The organism is Enterococcus sp. AZ119, from assembly GCF_050546175.1.
Classification (GTDB): domain Bacteria; phylum Bacillota; class Bacilli; order Lactobacillales; family Enterococcaceae; genus Enterococcus; species Enterococcus faecalis.
The window spans coordinates 43,594-60,694 of record NZ_CP172951.1; the positions used below are offsets into that span (position 1 = coordinate 43,594).

A 17,101-nucleotide genomic window follows, 5' to 3' on the forward strand; every position below is an offset into this window, starting at 1 on the left:
CTAAATAATGAATAGTAAAGAAAGTTTAATGAAAGTGTGAACTTTTTGAGGGAATCTTGGGACTTTTTGGGATTTGGTCTGTTTATTTTAAGAGAAGATGATAGACTAAAAGAAGGAAAATAAACAAAAATTCTCCTCTTTTTTGCGTAGTCTAGATTAACTGGGCTTTTAGAAATGAGAAACTTACTAAAAACAACCAGAGTATCAGAGATTATGGTAAAATAGGAGTAGTTTAGACAGTAGGGGAGAATGAATATGAAACAACGTGGTTTTGAGATTATTTCTAAGTATCAAGAAGAGGGCTTGAGTGTCCCACAACGAGCAACAAAAGGTGCCGCGGGGTATGATTTTCAAGCAGCCGAAACGGTCGTTGTACCAAGTCTTTGGAAGTTACAACAAGCTGGAGAAAATCCCAAACCAATTTTAGTTAAAACAGGAATTAAGGCGTATATGCCTGATTCTGAATATTTAGAATTGGTGAGTCGTTCTTCGAACCCGCTAAAACGGTTCCTACTTTTAGCGAATGGTGTCGGAGTCATTGACAGTGATTATTATAATAACGAGAATAACGAAGGACATATCATGTTCCAATTTTTAAACTTTGGATATGAAGATGTTGTCATTGAAAAAGGTGAACGAATTGGCCAAGGGATTTTTAAGCCGTTTTTATTAGCGGATGATGACCAAGTCGAGGCAGAAAGAACGGGCGGTTTTGGTTCGTCTGGACAAAAATAAAGCCCATTTTTTCAGTAGGCAACGTTATTCAAACCATTTAATAAATGTTAAAATAAACAACAGATAAGGAGATTCTACATGGCAAAAAAAGCAAAAGTTCAATTTGAATGTCAAAGCTGTGGGTATGTGTCTCCAAAATATCTCGGCCGCTGTCCTAATTGCGGACAATGGAATTCGATGGTGGAAGAGGTTATTCAAGATACTTCTGATCGTCGTGCTAGAGTAAGTTTGACTGGTAAAAAGACACAACCACAACGGCTATCTGAAGTCGTACCTAAAAAAGAGCCGCGTGTAAAAACTGAATTAGTGGAGCTGAATCGGGTTTTGGGTGGTGGCGTTGTTCCAGGTTCGTTAGTTTTAATCGGTGGCGATCCCGGAATAGGTAAGTCAACATTGCTCTTACAAGTATCGCAACAATTAGCAGCCACAGGTGGCACGGTTTTATATGTTTCTGGTGAAGAAAGTGCTGAGCAAATTAAATTACGAGCGGAGCGTCTAGGCACCGTCAACGAGACATTTTACTTATACGCAGAAACAGATATGCACGAAATATCACGAGCCATTGAAAAATTAGAACCAGACTATGTCATTATTGACTCGATTCAAACAATGACGCAGCCAGATGTTACCAGCGTTGCTGGTAGTGTCAGTCAAGTCCGAGAAACAACTGCCGAATTATTGAAACTGGCAAAAACGAATGGGATTGCCATTTTTATTGTCGGACACGTAACGAAGGAAGGGTCTATCGCAGGGCCACGGATGTTGGAACATATGGTAGATACGGTTCTTTATTTTGAAGGAGATAAGCATCACACCTTTAGAATTTTACGGGCTGTCAAAAATCGGTTTGGCTCAACGAATGAGATTGGTATTTTTGAAATGCAGACACATGGATTGGTTGAAGTTATGAATCCTTCTCAGGTCTTTTTAGAAGAACGTTTAGAAGGAGCCACCGGATCTTCAATTGTGGTAGCAATGGAAGGTTCACGCCCTATTTTGGTGGAAATCCAAGCGTTAGTTACCCCAACGATGTTTGGCAATGCCAAGCGAACGACCACCGGGTTGGACTTTAATCGCGTTTCTTTAATCATGGCGGTTTTAGAAAAACGGGCAGGCCTTTTGTTACAAAACCAGGATGCGTATCTAAAAGCGGCTGGTGGAGTCAAAATTAATGAACCAGCTATTGATTTAGCGTTAGCAATCAGTATTGCTTCTAGCTATAAAGAAAAAGGAACCTCATCTTCGGAATGTTTCATTGGTGAGATTGGTTTAACTGGTGAAATTCGCCGCGTGAATAGTATTGAACAACGAGTGCGTGAAGCGCAAAAACTAGGCTTTACAAAAGTCTATGTCCCTAAAAATAACCTTGGTGGCTGGGAAGCGCCTGAAGGGATTGAAATTATTGGCGTTTCAACAATTGGTGAAACATTAAGAAAAGTTTTTAAATAATGAAAGTAGAAATAATCCGTTTAGGTTTTTGGTGGCGTATGATTTTTGTACGCCCCACAACACTAGACGTCTTTATTAAATAAACGAGGAGGATGGCTATATGCAAAAACGAATCATCACGTTGCTGATGATCATTGCTGGTGCAAGTTTAGGAATTTCTCTTTTCCCAATGGCTTGGGAAATGGCTAAGCAAGGCAATAACAGTTGGTTAAACAATAACTTTACGAACGGATTAATCGGTGCAATTATTTTCTTTATTTTATCTTTAGGGTTAGCAAAGTATATTGTTTCCGCTGTCAAAAAAATCGAAGCAGCTTTAAATGAAATGAGTTTAACCTATTTATTATTTGGAAGTATTGGTGCCATCATTGGTTTAACAATTGGTGTCATTATTTCCATTCCAATGTACAACTTACAAATTCCTGTCGTGAATAGTTTACTGCCAATTCTAGTTATGATTATTCTGGGTTACTTAGGTTTCCGAATGGGAACAACACGGATTGAGGAGTGGAAAAAAGTTTTTACACCTCGCCAAAAGAAAGCAAATACGGAAGACACCGAAGGACAAATGTTGGAACGTAAAGTGGAAGACAACTTCCATAAATACAAAATTTTAGACACCAGTGTCATCATTGATGGCAGAATCTACGATATCGCTAAAACGGGCTTTTTAGAAGGTGTTTTGCTCATCCCTAACTTTGTTTTATATGAATTACAATACATTGCTGATTCTGGAGACAGTTTAAAACGGGTGAGAGGTCGTCGTGGCTTAGATATTTTAAATGCTTTACAAAAAGAAGAAGGTATCTCCGTTGAGATGTATGACGGAGATTTCGAGGATATCTCTGAAGTAGACAGTAAATTAATCAAATTAGCAAAATTATTAGATGGCGTGGTTGTGACCAATGACTACAACTTAAACAAAGTCTCTGAATTTCAAAATGTGCCTGTTTTAAACATTAATGCCTTAGCTAATGCTGTGAAACCAGTGGTGATTCCAGGTGAAACGATGAATGTGATGGTTGTAAAAGCCGGAACAGAGCGTCAACAAGGGGTCGCTTACTTAGATGATGGCACAATGGTTGTGGTAGAAGATGGCCAGCATTACATGAATGAGCAAATCGAAGTGGTTGTTACAAGTGCTTTACAAACCGCAGCTGGGCGTATGATTTTTGCCAAACCGGCGCACGCGGGTCGCGGGATTAATGATCGCAAGGACAACCATCCTAAAAACGATAAAAATTAAGCAAAGTGAGGACTTAGTATGATTCGAATCGGCCAAGGTTTTGATGTTCATCAATTAGTTCCGCAACGACCTTTAATTATTGGTGGGGTTACTCTTCCTTATGAAAAAGGTCTGTTAGGTCACTCAGATGCCGATGTTTTAACACATGCAATTATTGATGCAATCCTTGGTGCCGCTGGTCTGGGTGATATTGGGCAACTGTTTCCCGAAACCGATCCACAGTTCAAAAATGCGAATTCTGTAAACTTATTAACAAAAGTAAATGAAAAAGTTGGGCGGTCGGGCTTTACTATTGGCAATATTGATTGTACAATTTTAGCGGAAGAGCCAAAGATGAGCCCATACTTGGCAGAGATGAAAAAGAATCTAGCCGCGAGTTGCCACTTAGCGGTCACACAAGTGAACATTAAGGCAACGACCATGGAAACGATGGGCTTTGTTGGTAAAAAAGAAGGAATCGGCGCAATTGCCGTTGCTTTATTGGAAAAATAACTGAAAACGACGTTAAACCGTCTGTTTTTAAAAAATGGAAAGAGGAATGAACATGACGAAAGTTCGTGTGCGTTACGCACCAAGTCCAACTGGACACTTGCACATTGGGAATGCAAGAACAGCATTATTTAACTACTTATTTGCCCGCCACAATGACGGAGAATTTATCATTCGTATCGAGGATACCGACCAAAAACGGAACATCGAAGACGGCGAGAAAAGTCAGTTGGAAAACTTAGCATGGTTAGGGATGGAATGGGATGAATCACCTGCTCATCCGGGAGAATATGGTCCATATCGTCAATCAGAACGTAAAGAAATTTACCAACCATTGATTGATCAATTATTAAGTAGCAATCGTGCGTATAAGTGTTATTGTACGCCAGAAGAATTAGAAGCAGAACGTGAAGCACAACAAGCTCGTGGGGAAATGCCTCACTACGCAGGCACTTGTGCGAATTTAACACCTTCTGAACAAGCAGCCAAAGAAGCGGCTGGTCTAGAACCAGTGATTCGCTTCCGTGTGCCACGTAACACAGAATACAAATTTGATGACATCGTGAAAGGTGAAATTACTTTTGAGTCAGATAACATTGGTGGCGATTTTGTCATCCAAAAACGCGATGGGATGCCAACGTATAACTTTGCCGTTGCAGTAGATGATCACTTAATGAAAATTTCTCATGTTTTACGTGGCGATGATCACATTGCGAACACACCAAAACAATTAATGATTTACGAAGCGTTTGAATGGACACCACCTGTCTTTGGCCATATGACCTTAATCATTAATTCAGAAACTGGCAAAAAATTGAGCAAACGTGATGAAACAATTTTACAATTTATTGAACAATACCGTGAATTAGGTTACTTACCAGAAGCCATGTTCAACTTTATTGCTTTACTAGGATGGTCTCCTGTTGGCGAAGAAGAAATCTTCTCACAAGAAGACTTGATTAAATTGTTTGATGAACAACGCTTAAGCAAGTCACCAGCGGCCTTTGATGCGAAAAAATTAGAATGGATTAACAATCAATACATGAAACAAATGGACTTAGGTGAACTAACAGATATGTGTATTCCTTATTTAGTCGCTGACGGTCGTGTTGAAGAAAATCCATCTCCTGAAAAAATCGAATGGTTAAAACAATTAGTTAGCTTGTATCAACCACAAATGAGTTATGCAGCTGAAATTGTGGAACTATCAAACTTGTTCTTTAATGAACATCCAGTTTTAGATGATGCTGCGAAAGAATTCTTGCAAGGAGAAACAGTGCCAACTGTGTTACATGCGTTTAAAGAACAATTAGAAGCCTTGGACGTTTTCGATGTCCCAAGTATTAAAGCAGCGATTAAAGCCGTCCAAAAAGAAACCGGCGTTAAAGGCAAAAACTTGTTTATGCCAATTCGAATTGCTGTTTCTGGACAAATGCATGGTCCTGAATTAGGCGAAACCATCGAATTATTAGGCAAAGAAAAAGCATTAGATCATTTAAATAAAGTGTTATAAAAACACAAAGAATAGAAGAAGTAGACAATCAGATGGATTTCAGAGACGCTGTGGGTGGTGAGAACAGCGAGCATCTTTTGTCGAAATGCATCTATGAGTGGCTTTGGTGAAAAAAGTAACCGAAGACGTCGGCAGGCGTTAACTGTATCGAGGCAAGAGCTAGTTCTTGTGAAGAAAAGTGGAACCACGCATGGGCGTCTTTTAAGCAACGTTTTTTTGTTGCTTAAAAGACGTTTTTTATTTTTGTATAATAGAAAGGAGTTCACCCTATGAGTTGGTTGAAACGTAGCGTCGCAGCTGTTAAAAGAAACGATCCTGCAGCGCGGACCACACTAGAAGTTCTTTTAACGTATCCTGGCTTGCACGCCCTGTTTTGGCATCGCTTGTCTCATTTCTTATATAGGCATCAGTTGTTTTTGTTGGCGAAGATTCATGCACAATTTTGGCGTTTCATAACGGGCGTAGAAATTCATCCCGGAGCCACAATTGGAGCGGGAGTTTTTATCGATCACGGCATGGGCATTGTGATTGGGGAAACCGCGGAAATAGAAGAAGATGTTGTTTTGTTTCACGGAGTGACGTTAGGTGGGACCGGTCGTGATACGGGTAAACGCCATCCAACAGTGAAAAAAGGAGCGATGATTTCGGCACGAGCTCAAATTTTAGGGCCAGTTGTGATTGGTGAACGTTCAAAAATTGGTGCGGGTGCTGTTGTTATTTCAGACATCCCAGCAGATGCCACAGCTGTGGGTGTTCCTGCGAAAGTCGTTCGTCTAAATGGAAGAAAGGTGGAAAAAGGACATGATTAAAATTTATAATACATTGACCAGAGAAAAAGAAGTATTTACGCCAATTGAGGCGCATAAAGTTCGGATGTATGTCTGCGGACCAACCGTGTATAACTATATCCATATCGGTAATGCGCGCAGTGCGATCGCCTTTGATACAATTCGTCGTTATTTTGAATATCGTGGGTATGAAGTGAATTATGTCTCGAACTTTACAGATGTCGATGATAAAATTATCAAGGCAGCTAAAGAATTGAAAATTACTGCGCCGGAAGTGGCGGAGCGTTTTATCAAAGCCTTTGAAGAAGACACGCAAGCATTGAATGTCCAGCCAGCAACGCTACATCCCCGGGTGATGGATCACATGCCTGATATCTTAACTTTTATCGACGTTTTAATTGAAAAAGGTTTTGCTTATGAGGTCGCAGGTGATGTGTATTATCGCACCCGTAAATTCCCTAATTATGGTAAATTAAGCCATCAATCGATTGATGAATTAGAAGTGGGGGCAAGTCAACGAACTGGCGTTGAACAACAATTAAAAGAAGACCCATTGGATTTTGCTCTTTGGAAAAGTGCCAAAGAAGATGAAATTTCTTGGGATTCTCCTTGGGGTAAAGGACGTCCCGGCTGGCATATTGAATGCTCTGTCATGGCGACCAAACACTTGGGAGAGACGATTGATATTCATGGCGGTGGACAAGATTTAGAATTTCCACATCATGAGAATGAAATTGCACAGAGCGAAGCCAAAACAGGCCATACCTTTGCCAATTACTGGATGCATAACGGCTATGTCACAATTGGTGAAGACGATGAAAAAATGAGCAAATCCCTAGGTAACTTCATTACTGTTCATGAAATGATTCAAAAAGTGGATCCGCAAATTTTACGTTTCTTTATGTCCACCACCCAGTACCGTCGCCCGATTCGTTATAGCGAAAGCACTCTAAAAGAGGCAGCAGCCAATTATCAAAAATTGAAAAATGCGTTTGAAAATTTACGTTTTAGACAAGCAGATGCGGTCGCAAGTTTGCCAGAGGATGAACACTATTTGGCTCAATTAAACGAATTAGAACAACGTTTTATTACGGAAATGGACGATGATTTCAATGCAGCTAACGGGATTACGGTCGTTTATGAATTAGCGAAGATGATGAATCAGTACAGTGAACAAGCGACAGTTTCGGAACCAGTTCTAGTGGCGATGGATAAGCTTTTCAGTGGCTGGTTAGCTATTTTTGGTTTATTCTTTAAAAACGAAGAATTAGTGGATGCACAAGTCGATGCGTTAATTGAAGAACGGAATCAAGCACGGAAAGACCGTGATTTTGCCCGAAGTGATGAAATCCGCGATTTATTAAAAGAACAAGGCATTGTTTTAGAAGATACTCCGCAAGGAACGAGATGGAGAAGAAGTGAATGAGAGATTATAAGCAATTAAACGGTTTAGCTTTGGCCTATGTTGGCGATGCGATTTATGAAATTTACATTCGTGATTATTTAGTTTCCTTAGGACAAACGAAACCGAATGTTTTGCATCGCATGGCGACACACTACGTGTCAGCAAAAGCCCAAGCAAGCTTAATGCAAGCGATGTTAGCGGGAGAAATGCTAACGGAGGAAGAAGAAGTGATGTACAAACGCGGTCGGAATGCTAAAAGTCACACCTTTGCCAAAAATGCTGATGTGACGACCTATCGGGTAGCGACCGGTTTCGAATCCTTGATGGGTTATTTACATTTAACACAACAAAAAGAACGTTTAGAAGAATTAATTAACTGGTGTATCAAGAAAGTAGGTGAAACCAATGAAAAATGAAAAATCTCGTCCTTTTAAAAAAGGTAAGAAACGTCCAGAACGTTCAGATAAGCGTTCAAAAGAACGGAACCCACGACCAGCGACAGCAGGTGCTGATGGAACCTCAGAAGAGCTAGCAGATAACTTTGTCTTTGGTTTCCATGCCACTGTTGAGGCGTTGCAGCAAGGACGCGGGAATAAATTGTTTTTACAAGAAGATGCTCGTGGCGAGAAAATTGAGCAATTAAAACAAGCAGCGAAAGAACAGGCTGTTCCAGTTAAATGGGTGCCTAAAGCAAAATTAGATACGATGAGTGATCACGGCGTGCATCAAGGCATGGTTTTAGCAATCACGGCGTATCAATATTTAACTTTAGAAGAATTATTGGAACAAACAAAAGAAAAGACAGAAACACCATTTTTCCTAATTTTAGACAGTCTAGAGGACCCACATAACTTTGGCTCAATTTTGCGAACAGCTGATGCGACAGGCGTGGACGGTATTATCATTCCGAAACATCGTGCAGTGGGAATTACACCAACCGTAACCAAAGCGTCAACAGGGGCCGTGGAACATATTCCAGTGGCTCGTGTAACGAATCTAGCGCAAAGTATTGCAACGCTAAAAGAGAATCAATTTTGGATTTTTGGTACAGATATGTTTGGGACGGATTATCGTCGCTGGAATACACAAGGCGCAATTGCCTTAATCATCGGAAATGAAGGTCGTGGCATGAGTCAAGGTCTTCATAAAGAAGTGGATGAATTATTAACGATTCCAATGACTGGACACGTTCAAAGCTTAAACGCTGGTGTGGCTGCAGGCTTGCTAATGTATGAAGTCTATCGTGGCCGCAACCCATTATAGAAGAAGGCGATTGTATGAAAAAACAATTGTTAATCGTTGATGGCTATAATATGATTGGTGCTTGGCCAGAATTGGTCCAGTTGAAAAAGCAAGAGCGTTTAGAGGATGCGCGTGAACTGCTTCTTAGTCGTCTGTCCAATTATGCCAAATATGAAGGGTTGGAAATCATTGTGGTCTTTGATGCCCAATTAGTCCCAGGTATTCAGCAAACGTACAAAAAGTACCTTTTGACCGTGGTTTTCACCAAAGAAGATGAAACAGCAGATAGTTATATTGAACGTCTAGCTGGTGAAAAAAATGATCGTTTAACGCAAGTAACAGTCGCAACGAGTGATTTGGCTGAACAATGGGTGGTCTTTTCACAAGGTGCATTGCGGACTTCGGCCAATGAACTTTACAAAGCTGTCCAGAAAACAGAAAAGACGATTGCCATTCATGCAACGGATATCCATTTCCAGCAATTTCGTCGAAATTCTCCATGGAACGTGGAGCAGTTATCAAAACTTTCTGAGAAGCTAGAAGAATTGTCTCAAAAAAAAGATTAAACAAATGTTCGCTTAAGTCATAAATTTCTAACATGCTATGCTCTCCTAAATCATTCGATACGTTTATCGAAAAGGAGGGCTTTTTATGTTAGAACAGATTCAACAAGCATTAGCAGGAGACCAAGAACAATTTCAAGCCTTATATGGGCAATATCAGCCAGTGATTTATAAGTGCATGAAAAAATACTATTTAAAAGATTATGATACTGAAGACTGGCTTCAAGAAGGACGAATTGTCTTCTTTCGGACGTTAGAACGATTTGATTCAGAAAAACAAGCATCATTAGGAAAGTTTTTTAAACGAAATTTTGAAAATCACGTACATAGCTTAATTCGCCATCAATGCGCCTATAAGCGGCGAACAGATACCTTGTCTATTTCTCTGGAACAACGATTAGAAAGCGCTGGTGAAGAGTTAGTGGACTATTTAGGGACAGCGGCTACCGACCCATTAGGTCAATTAATGATTCAAGAAAAATTGGCAGCTTTTCCGACACGTCTTTCCTCGTTGGAACAACAAATTTTAAATGCATACTTAAAAGGCTACACGTTAGAAGAAATTGCTAAAGTACGTGGGGGAACTTTTTCAGCTGTCCGAAGTGCCTATGATCGTGCCAAAGCAAAAATGAAATATACATTAGAAAATGAATAAAAATTCGACAAAACAGCCGGTTTGTCGAGCAAAAGTAGTTGCAAACAGACTTCTAGTATGATAAACTTGAAATTTTTTAAAAAAAGTGATATAATGTTTCTCGAGGTGAATGCAATGCCAACAACGTTATCGTCAATTAAGAAAGATTTGGAAGGCCGTATCGGCAGTGAAATTATGTTAGTTGCTCAGACTGGAAGAAAGCGCCAAACAGAACGTAAAGGAATCTTAACGGAGACTTATCCATCTGTTTTTGTTGTTGACTTGGATCCAGACGAGAACTCATTTGAACGTGTATCTTATAGCTATTCAGATGTTTTAACACGCACCGTTGAAATCGAATTCATCGGTCAAGCCGTATAATTTAGAAAGTCCGCTTAGGAGTGAAGGAAGAGCCCTTCGTTCCTAAGCTCTTTTTAATTTCAGCCATCTGTCGTCAGAGAAAGAGCAATCTTCGGTGTACTTCTTCATGGACATATGATAGAATCTAAAAGATTAAAATGTTGGTAGACAAAAGATTAAGGAAGGTGAATCAGGGAACCGATGGAAATAATCGAACGAGCTCCTGCGAAAATTAATCTTGGGTTAGATGTTCTGCATAAACGTGTGGATGGCTATCATGAAGTTGAATCTATTTTTGCAAGTGTAGATTTAGCCGATCATTTAACTTTTGAAAATCTAGAAGAAGACATCATTCGTATTGAAACGGACAGCTCTTTTTTACCCGTGGATCGACGGAATCATGTCTATCAAGCAGTTGACTTATTAAAGCGTACCTATAATATTCATAAAGGAATTAAAATATATATTGAAAAACGTATCCCCGTGGCAGCTGGTTTAGCAGGTGGTAGCAGTGACTGTGCCGCAGCATTACGAGGCTTGAACAAGCTGTGGAATCTGGGGTTGACGATGGACGAACTCTGTGAAATTGGCAGCCAAATTGGTATGGATGTTCCTTATTGTTTAAGGGGCGGAACAGCCTTTGCAAACGGACGTGGGGAGAAAATTGAAGCATTACCGACCATGCCTCAATGTTGGATTGTGTTAGTTAAACCAAGAATTAGTGTATCCACTAGTACCGTTTTTAATGATTTAGCGGTAGATGAATTGCACCATCCAGATATTGCTGGACTAAGAATAGCTATTGAAAATGGTGATTATACTGGGATGACCCAAACGGTCGGCAATGCGTTGGAAAGTGTCACGATTGCCAGACATCCGATCGTGCAACAAATCAAGGATCGCATGCTGAAGTACGGCGCTGATGCAGCGTTGATGAGCGGCAGTGGACCGACAGTCTTTGCTTTATGTGAAAAGAAAACACGAGCACAACGGATTTATAATGGACTTAAAGGCTTTTGCGAAGAAGTTTATTTGGTTCGGACATTGAAATAAATAAAAACAACAGAGCGTGGAGCAAAAACCCAAAGTGATTTTTGTCCCACGCTCTGTTGTTTTTTTAAATTTATTCCTTGACGTCCCGTGATCCATTTGGTACATTATTCCTGGCAAATCGTAAATATTACGGTTTATAATAGGTAAATCGAAAAGAGGACAGAACATGACGAAAATCTACCGCCGTTTGATAATCGGCGTTACTTTAGCAATCAGCGCTTTTCTTTTAGCTAGTTGTGGGCAAACCACACAATCGCCAAAAGAGAAGAAAGAGCTCACGGTAATGACTACTTTTTATCCGATGTACGACTTCGCAAAACAAGTCGTTGGTGATGAGGGAGAGGTTGAGCTGTTGATTCCAGCTGGAACGGAACCACACGATTATGAACCAAGCGCAAAAGACCTAGCGAAAATTACTGATGCGGATGTCTTTGTTTATAATAGTAAAGAGCTAGAAACTTGGGTTCCGAATGTTATTGAAAACTTGGACACGAAAAAAGTTTCAATCGTGGAAGCCAGTCAATCCATTCAATTGATGCAAGGAACAGAAGAGGAAGAATCTGGCGAAGAAGGTCATGAAGGCCATAACCATTCCCACGAATTGGATCCGCATGTCTGGTTAGATCCCGTGTTAGCGCAAAAAGAAGTGACAGCGATTCGGGATGCGCTTATCAAAAAATATCCTGAGAAAAAAGCCGTATTTGAAAAAAATACCGCTGCTTATTTGGAAAAGTTGACTGCGTTAGATAAGGAATACCAAGCTGCGTTTGCAGGAGCTAAAAATCGGACCTTTGTGACGCAACATGCTGCATTTGGCTATTTGGCAAAACAATATGGTTTGACCCAAGAACCGATTGCTGGGATTTCTCCAGACCAAGAACCTTCGCCAAGTCGTTTAGCCGAATTAAAAAAATATATTAAAACAAACAATGTTTCTGTGATCTATTTTGAAGCATCGGCTTCTACAAAAGTAGCCAAAACATTGGCAGACGAGACAGGCGTCGAATTAGCCGTATTGAATCCTTTAGAGAGTTTAACTCAAAAAGAACAAGAAGCAGGCGAGAACTACGTGTCTGTCATGAAAGAAAACCTCGCTGCTTTACAAAAAAGCATTCATTAATCTGGCAACAGAAAGGAGCCAACTTATGCATTATATTGAAGTCGAAAATTTAACCTTCTATTATGATGATGAACCTGTTTTAGAAGATGTTTCTTATTATGTTGATCCAGGGGAATTCGTTATTTTAACAGGAGAAAATGGCGCTGCCAAGTCAACGCTGATCAAAAGTACCTTAGGGTTATTAAAACCAACAAGTGGCAAAATTACGGTCGCTAAAAAAAATAGTGCTGGTGAAAAAATCAGCATTGGCTACATTCCACAACAAGTCGCTTCTTTCAATGCGGGCTTTCCTAGCACCGTCATTGAATTAGTACGTTCAGGTCGCTTTCCCAGAAATCGTTGGTTCAAACCGTTGACGAAAAAAGATCATCTTCATGTGGAAAAAGCTTTGAAATCAGTGGACATGTGGGAAATGCGCCACAAACGAATTGGCGAGCTTTCTGGAGGGCAAAAGCAACGAATTAGTTTAGCACGAGTGTTTGCGACCGATCCAGATTTGTTTATTTTAGATGAGCCAACAACAGGTATGGATGAACAATCGCGCAACGAATTTTATCAATTGTTGCAACACAGTGCGCATGAACATGGAAAAGCTATTTTGATGATTACGCATGATCATGAAGATATCAAAACCTATGTGGATCGTCAAATTCGTCTTGTCCGCAAAGAAGATTCGAAATGGCGTTGTTTCCATATGAGTGAAGAATCGTATACGTAAATTTTCCAATAAAACGTTATCTGGCTCGATAATAACGAAAGCCAAGGAACAGCTTAAAGAAATGTTGGAAAAATTTAAAAAATAAGCAGGAATTAAAAAATTAATTCGCTTAAACGTCGCTACAATGGTAGTGTTCATTTTAGCGGTAAGGAGTGAATCGTATGGCAGAAATGCTTTCTTATGCATTTATGCAAAAGGCCTTTTTAGCAGCACTGTTTATCTCAGTGATTGCTCCAATGCTCGGCGTCTTTCTAGTTATTCGCCGACAATCTTTAATGGCAGATACCCTTTCACATGTGTCATTAGCCGGTGTGGCTCTAGGCTTCTTTTTTAATTGGAATCCTAATTTAATGACCTTAATTGTCGTGATTGTGGCTGCAATCATTCTAGAATATTTACGAATGATTTATAGCACCTATTCAGAAATTTCGATTGCTATTTTAATGTCAGGCGGTTTGGCTTTGGCGTTAGTTTTAATGAATTTAACAGGAGGCAATTCAGCTGCTAGTATTCAATCGTATTTATTTGGTTCCATCGTCACGATTACGTGGGATCAAGTGGTTATGTTGGCAATTTTATTCGTAGTTTTAGTTCTATTGTTTATGTTATTTAAACGTCCAATGTATGTTTTAACATTTGATGAAGATACTGCTCATGTTGATGGGCTACCTATTCATTGGATGTCGATGCTTTTTAATGTAATTACTGGTGTGGCGATTGCTGTGATGATTCCGATCGCGGGAGCCTTGTTAATTTCAGCAATTATGGTCTTACCAGCTGCAATAGGTATGCGAATTGGTAAAGGCTTTAACACGGTGATTATTATCAGTGTATTTATGGGCTTGATTGGCATGCTAACAGGGTTGACTAGCTCGTATTATTTGGAAACACCACCGAGTGCAAGCATTACCCTAATTTTTATTGGTTTATTCTTATTAGTCAATATTTATCGCCGAGTGGTTGTCATGGTCCAACGAAAACAAAAAATGCAAAGAAACTAAGGAGAAAAACGAAAGTTTTTCTCCTTTATTTCTTTTTTTTAAAAGAAATGGCGAACTATTTTCAGTTATTTGAAAAAAATCCTCGAATTTTTCGGTTAAACCCCTTATAATAAGGAACGATAGAATGAAAAGGAGTGACGAATTTGAAAATTCGGAGAAGTGAACGATTAATCGATATGACCCAATATCTTTTAGATCATCCCCATACATTGGTTTCTTTGACATATTTTGCTGACCGATACCAATCTGCCAAGTCTTCCATTAGTGAAGATTTAGCAATTGTTAAAAAAACATTTAAAGAACGTGGAACAGGTATTTTAGAAACGATTCCAGGCGCTGCAGGCGGTGTCCGCTTTATCCCTGAAATTCCTTATGAGGAAGCGGAGCAGTTGATTATGGATTTATGTGATCGTTTGTCAGAACAAGATCGCTTATTACCTGGGGGTTATGTTTATCTTTCAGATTTACTTGGGGAACCGAATTTATTAAGACAAGTGGGCCGGATTATTGCTTCTAAATATTTAGGCAAACAAATTGATGCGGTAATGACCGTTGCGACTAAAGGAGTGCCAATTGCGCAAGCTGTGTCTTATTACTTAAATGTTCCGTTTGTGATTGTTCGTCGCGATTCTAAGATTACTGAAGGTTCAACGGTGAGCGTGAACTATGTATCAGGGTCTTCAGAACGTATCGAAAAAATGGAACTTTCAAAACGCAGTTTAAAACGCGGCTCAAAAGTTTTAGTCGTGGATGACTTCATGAAAGGCGGCGGCACCGTCAATGGTATGAAGAGTATGATTGAAGAATTTGAAGCAGAACTTGTGGGCATTACCGTTTTTGCTGAGTCAAAATTCAATGGCCGTCGTGCAATCGATGACTATACTTCGCTATTGTACGTGGAAGATGTGGATACACAAACAAAAACGATTAGCGTAGTCCCAGGAAACTATTTCACAGAGAAATAATTTGAAAAAGAACCTGAAAATGGTCCATTCCATTTTCAGGTTCTTTTTTTCTGTTTTATTCCTTTAAAAAAAGATGAGAAAATAAATTGGTCTACCTTTTAAATGCCTTATTTTGTTGAAAAAGACAAAAGAGTAAGATAAACTAGAAAAGGTATAATGAGGACGATTTAGAAGAAAATCAAACAATTTAGTTAATTTGAGGTGGCAAACGTGGAAAATAGATACGCAATTATTTTAGCAGCTGGTAAAGGAACACGCATGAAATCTAAACTTTATAAAGTATTGCATCCAGTTGCTGGTAAACCAATGGTCGAACATATTTTAGATCAAGTAGAACAAACAGAACCAACAGAAATCGTGACGATCGTTGGACACGGGGCGGAAATGATTAAAAGCCATTTAGGCGAACGTAGTCAATATGCCTTACAAGCTGAACAATTGGGAACTGGGCATGCAGTCATGCAAGCACAAGAGTTATTAGGTGGTAAACAAGGAACGACATTAGTTATTACAGGGGATACGCCGTTATTAACTGCGGAAACCTTGAAAAATTTATTCGATTACCATCAAGGTAAGAATGCAAGTGCGACTATTTTAACAGCGCATGCGGAAGACCCAACAGGCTATGGTCGAATTATTCGTGATCATGTGGGCATTGTTGAACGAATCGTGGAACAAAAAGATGCCAGTGAAGAAGAAGCACGTGTTCAAGAAATTAATACAGGAACCTTCTGTTTTGATAATGAATCATTGTTTGAAGCGTTAGCGAAAACAGATACAAACAACACACAAGGGGAATACTATTTAACAGATATCATTGAAATTTTGAAAAAAGAAGGCAAAGCTGTCGCTGCTTATCAAATGGCAGACTTTGACGAAGCAATGGGTGTAAATGATCGTGTCGCGTTATCCACTGCTAATAAAATTATGCATCGTCGTTTAAATGAAATGCATATGCGAAATGGTGTTACATTTATTGATCCAGACACAACGTATATTGATGAAGGCGTGGTAATTGGTTCAGACACAGTCATTGAAGCGGGAGTCACTATCAAAGGAAAAACAGTGATTGGCGAAGATTGCTTGATTGGCGCACATTCAGAAATCGTTGATAGTCACATCGGCAATCAAGTGGTTGTTAAACAGTCTGTGATTGAAGAAAGTGTGGTTCGCGAGGGGGCCGATGTGGGTCCGTATGCACATTTACGTCCTAAAGCAGATGTGGGGGCAAACGTACACATTGGTAACTTCGTGGAAGTAAAAAATGCAACAATCGATGAAGGCACAAAAGTGGGCCATTTAACATACGTTGGTGATGCAACTTTAGGCAAAGATATTAATGTCGGTTGCGGCGTTGTTTTTGTTAATTATGATGGCAAAAATAAACACCAAACAGTCGTGGGTGATCACGCGTTTATTGGCTCTGCAACGAACATTGTTGCGCCAGTCACGATTGGTGATCATGCGGTGACTGCTGCTGGTTCAACCATCACAGAAGATGTCCCTTCAGAAGATTTGGCGATTGCCCGGGCACGTCAAGTGAATAAAGAAGGTTATGCTAAAAAGTTACCTTATATGAAGGATTAATCTCAAATAAAAAAGAACGCTCTTTTGCTTAAGCAAAAGAGCGTTCTTTTTCCTCCTTAAAGACTAGATCAATTGCTGCTAATATTTGTTTAGAGGTATTCAAGGACTAGACCAATGCTGTTTATTCGGTATTTTTAGTTATTTTTTTCAAAAAAATAGTTTTTGTTCCGCTTTTCCAATATAAAAAGACTTTCTTTTTTATAAAGTTCGTGTTTTGGTCAAAATTACTATTT

At 39.6% G+C, this 17,101-nt stretch carries 18 protein-coding genes and 1 other annotated feature; all 18 genes read left to right on the plus strand.

The genetic code is table 11. The features are described 5' to 3' along the window. Nucleotides 1-249 precede the first annotated feature (249 nt). Nucleotides 250-735, plus strand: coding sequence for a dUTP diphosphatase (locus IGL37_RS00175; RefSeq protein WP_002361472.1), 486 nt, complete (start codon nt 250-252; stop codon nt 733-735). Nucleotides 736-813: 78 nt separating this feature from the next. Further along, entirely contained in the window at nt 814-2,184 is a 1,371-nt protein-coding gene (gene radA, locus IGL37_RS00180) for a DNA repair protein RadA (protein WP_002356050.1), read from the plus strand. A 100-nt stretch (nt 2,185-2,284) separates the two neighbouring features. Further along, nucleotides 2,285-3,430, plus strand: a complete 1,146-nt coding sequence (locus IGL37_RS00185; RefSeq protein WP_002368622.1) for a PIN/TRAM domain-containing protein — start codon at nt 2,285-2,287, stop codon at nt 3,428-3,430. A gap of 18 nt (nt 3,431-3,448) precedes the next feature. Beyond that, the gene (gene ispF, locus IGL37_RS00190) at nt 3,449-3,922 is read left to right on the plus strand and encodes a 2-C-methyl-D-erythritol 2,4-cyclodiphosphate synthase (RefSeq protein WP_002359233.1); all 474 of its coding nucleotides are present in this window, start codon (nt 3,449-3,451) and stop codon (nt 3,920-3,922) included. 52 nt (nt 3,923-3,974) lie between these two features. After that, a complete protein-coding gene (gene gltX / locus IGL37_RS00195) occupies nt 3,975-5,432 on the plus strand; it encodes a glutamate--tRNA ligase (RefSeq protein WP_002381335.1) in 1,458 nt (485 codons plus the stop codon). Further along, nucleotides 5,431-5,637 (plus strand) — a binding site (T-box leader). (Overlaps the previous gene by 2 nt.) Nucleotides 5,638-5,701: 64 nt before the next feature. Further along, entirely contained in the window at nt 5,702-6,241 is a 540-nt protein-coding gene (gene epsC, locus IGL37_RS00200; RefSeq protein ID WP_002356054.1) for a serine O-acetyltransferase EpsC, read from the plus strand. Continuing rightward, nucleotides 6,234-7,646, plus strand: coding sequence for a cysteine--tRNA ligase (gene cysS / locus IGL37_RS00205; protein ID WP_002413970.1), 1,413 nt, complete (start codon nt 6,234-6,236; stop codon nt 7,644-7,646). Before epsC ends, cysS begins: the two co-directional genes overlap by 8 nt. After that, nucleotides 7,643-8,041 carry a Mini-ribonuclease 3 gene (locus IGL37_RS00210; RefSeq protein WP_002356056.1) on the plus strand — a complete coding sequence of 133 codons (399 nt, stop codon included), beginning with the start codon at nt 7,643-7,645 and terminating at the stop codon, nt 8,039-8,041. Before cysS ends, IGL37_RS00210 begins: the two co-directional genes overlap by 4 nt. Next, nucleotides 8,031-8,888, plus strand: a complete 858-nt coding sequence (gene rlmB / locus IGL37_RS00215; protein ID WP_033918159.1) for a 23S rRNA (guanosine(2251)-2'-O)-methyltransferase RlmB — start codon at nt 8,031-8,033, stop codon at nt 8,886-8,888. The genes IGL37_RS00210 and rlmB overlap by 11 nt, the downstream gene beginning before the upstream one ends. 14 nt (nt 8,889-8,902) lie before the next feature. After that, on the plus strand, nt 8,903-9,433 hold the full coding sequence (locus tag IGL37_RS00220) for an NYN domain-containing protein (RefSeq protein ID WP_002356058.1): 531 nt from the start codon (nt 8,903-8,905) through the stop codon (nt 9,431-9,433). Between the two features lie 85 nt (nt 9,434-9,518). Further along, complete coding sequence (locus IGL37_RS00225) at nt 9,519-10,085, plus strand: sigma-70 family RNA polymerase sigma factor (protein WP_002356059.1); 567 nt, start codon at nt 9,519-9,521, stop codon at nt 10,083-10,085. A gap of 57 nt (nt 10,086-10,142) precedes the next feature. Then, nucleotides 10,143-10,445, plus strand: a complete 303-nt coding sequence (locus IGL37_RS00230; protein WP_002383497.1) for a Veg family protein — start codon at nt 10,143-10,145, stop codon at nt 10,443-10,445. A gap of 180 nt (nt 10,446-10,625) precedes the next feature. Further along, nucleotides 10,626-11,477 (plus strand): 4-(cytidine 5'-diphospho)-2-C-methyl-D-erythritol kinase, encoded by an 852-nt coding sequence (gene ispE, locus IGL37_RS00235; protein ID WP_002356061.1) that lies wholly within the window; start codon nt 10,626-10,628, stop codon nt 11,475-11,477. Between the two features lie 166 nt (nt 11,478-11,643). Then, nucleotides 11,644-12,597 (plus strand): metal ABC transporter substrate-binding protein, encoded by a 954-nt coding sequence (locus tag IGL37_RS00240; RefSeq protein WP_002367576.1) that lies wholly within the window; start codon nt 11,644-11,646, stop codon nt 12,595-12,597. Between the two features lie 25 nt (nt 12,598-12,622). Continuing rightward, nucleotides 12,623-13,315, plus strand: a complete 693-nt coding sequence (locus IGL37_RS00245) for a metal ABC transporter ATP-binding protein (RefSeq protein WP_002356064.1) — start codon at nt 12,623-12,625, stop codon at nt 13,313-13,315. A 161-nt stretch (nt 13,316-13,476) separates the two neighbouring features. After that, on the plus strand, nt 13,477-14,316 hold the full coding sequence (locus IGL37_RS00250; protein ID WP_002383493.1) for a metal ABC transporter permease: 840 nt from the start codon (nt 13,477-13,479) through the stop codon (nt 14,314-14,316). A gap of 143 nt (nt 14,317-14,459) precedes the next feature. Further along, nucleotides 14,460-15,281 carry a pur operon repressor gene (purR, locus tag IGL37_RS00255; protein WP_002381336.1) on the plus strand — a complete coding sequence of 274 codons (822 nt, stop codon included), beginning with the start codon at nt 14,460-14,462 and terminating at the stop codon, nt 15,279-15,281. Nucleotides 15,282-15,482: 201 nt separating this feature from the next. Beyond that, the gene (gene glmU / locus IGL37_RS00260; RefSeq protein ID WP_002356067.1) at nt 15,483-16,868 is read left to right on the plus strand and encodes a bifunctional UDP-N-acetylglucosamine diphosphorylase/glucosamine-1-phosphate N-acetyltransferase GlmU; all 1,386 of its coding nucleotides are present in this window, start codon (nt 15,483-15,485) and stop codon (nt 16,866-16,868) included. Nucleotides 16,869-17,101 lie beyond the last annotated feature (233 nt).

What these genes read in the sequence shown, in the direction of transcription:
- ispF (WP_002359233.1), top strand. Translation starts at nt 3,449, where the DNA reads ATGATTCGAATCGGCCAAGGTTTTGATGTTCATCAATTAGTTCCGCAA.
- IGL37_RS00240 (WP_002367576.1), top strand. Translation starts at nt 11,644, where the DNA reads ATGACGAAAATCTACCGCCGTTTGATAATCGGCGTTACTTTAGCAATC.
- IGL37_RS00225 (WP_002356059.1), top strand. Translation starts at nt 9,519, where the DNA reads ATGTTAGAACAGATTCAACAAGCATTAGCAGGAGACCAAGAACAATTT.
- IGL37_RS00220 (WP_002356058.1), top strand. Translation starts at nt 8,903, where the DNA reads ATGAAAAAACAATTGTTAATCGTTGATGGCTATAATATGATTGGTGCT.
- IGL37_RS00185 (WP_002368622.1), top strand. Translation starts at nt 2,285, where the DNA reads ATGCAAAAACGAATCATCACGTTGCTGATGATCATTGCTGGTGCAAGT.
- IGL37_RS00210 (WP_002356056.1), top strand. Translation starts at nt 7,643, where the DNA reads ATGAGAGATTATAAGCAATTAAACGGTTTAGCTTTGGCCTATGTTGGC.
- gltX (WP_002381335.1), top strand. Translation starts at nt 3,975, where the DNA reads ATGACGAAAGTTCGTGTGCGTTACGCACCAAGTCCAACTGGACACTTG.
- epsC (WP_002356054.1), top strand. Translation starts at nt 5,702, where the DNA reads ATGAGTTGGTTGAAACGTAGCGTCGCAGCTGTTAAAAGAAACGATCCT.
- cysS (WP_002413970.1), top strand. Translation starts at nt 6,234, where the DNA reads ATGATTAAAATTTATAATACATTGACCAGAGAAAAAGAAGTATTTACG.
- IGL37_RS00230 (WP_002383497.1), top strand. Translation starts at nt 10,143, where the DNA reads ATGATAAACTTGAAATTTTTTAAAAAAAGTGATATAATGTTTCTCGAG.
- IGL37_RS00175 (WP_002361472.1), top strand. Translation starts at nt 250, where the DNA reads ATGAATATGAAACAACGTGGTTTTGAGATTATTTCTAAGTATCAAGAA.
- IGL37_RS00250 (WP_002383493.1), top strand. Translation starts at nt 13,477, where the DNA reads ATGGCAGAAATGCTTTCTTATGCATTTATGCAAAAGGCCTTTTTAGCA.
- rlmB (WP_033918159.1), top strand. Translation starts at nt 8,031, where the DNA reads ATGAAAAATGAAAAATCTCGTCCTTTTAAAAAAGGTAAGAAACGTCCA.
- IGL37_RS00245 (WP_002356064.1), top strand. Translation starts at nt 12,623, where the DNA reads ATGCATTATATTGAAGTCGAAAATTTAACCTTCTATTATGATGATGAA.
- radA (WP_002356050.1), top strand. Translation starts at nt 814, where the DNA reads ATGGCAAAAAAAGCAAAAGTTCAATTTGAATGTCAAAGCTGTGGGTAT.
- ispE (WP_002356061.1), top strand. Translation starts at nt 10,626, where the DNA reads ATGGAAATAATCGAACGAGCTCCTGCGAAAATTAATCTTGGGTTAGAT.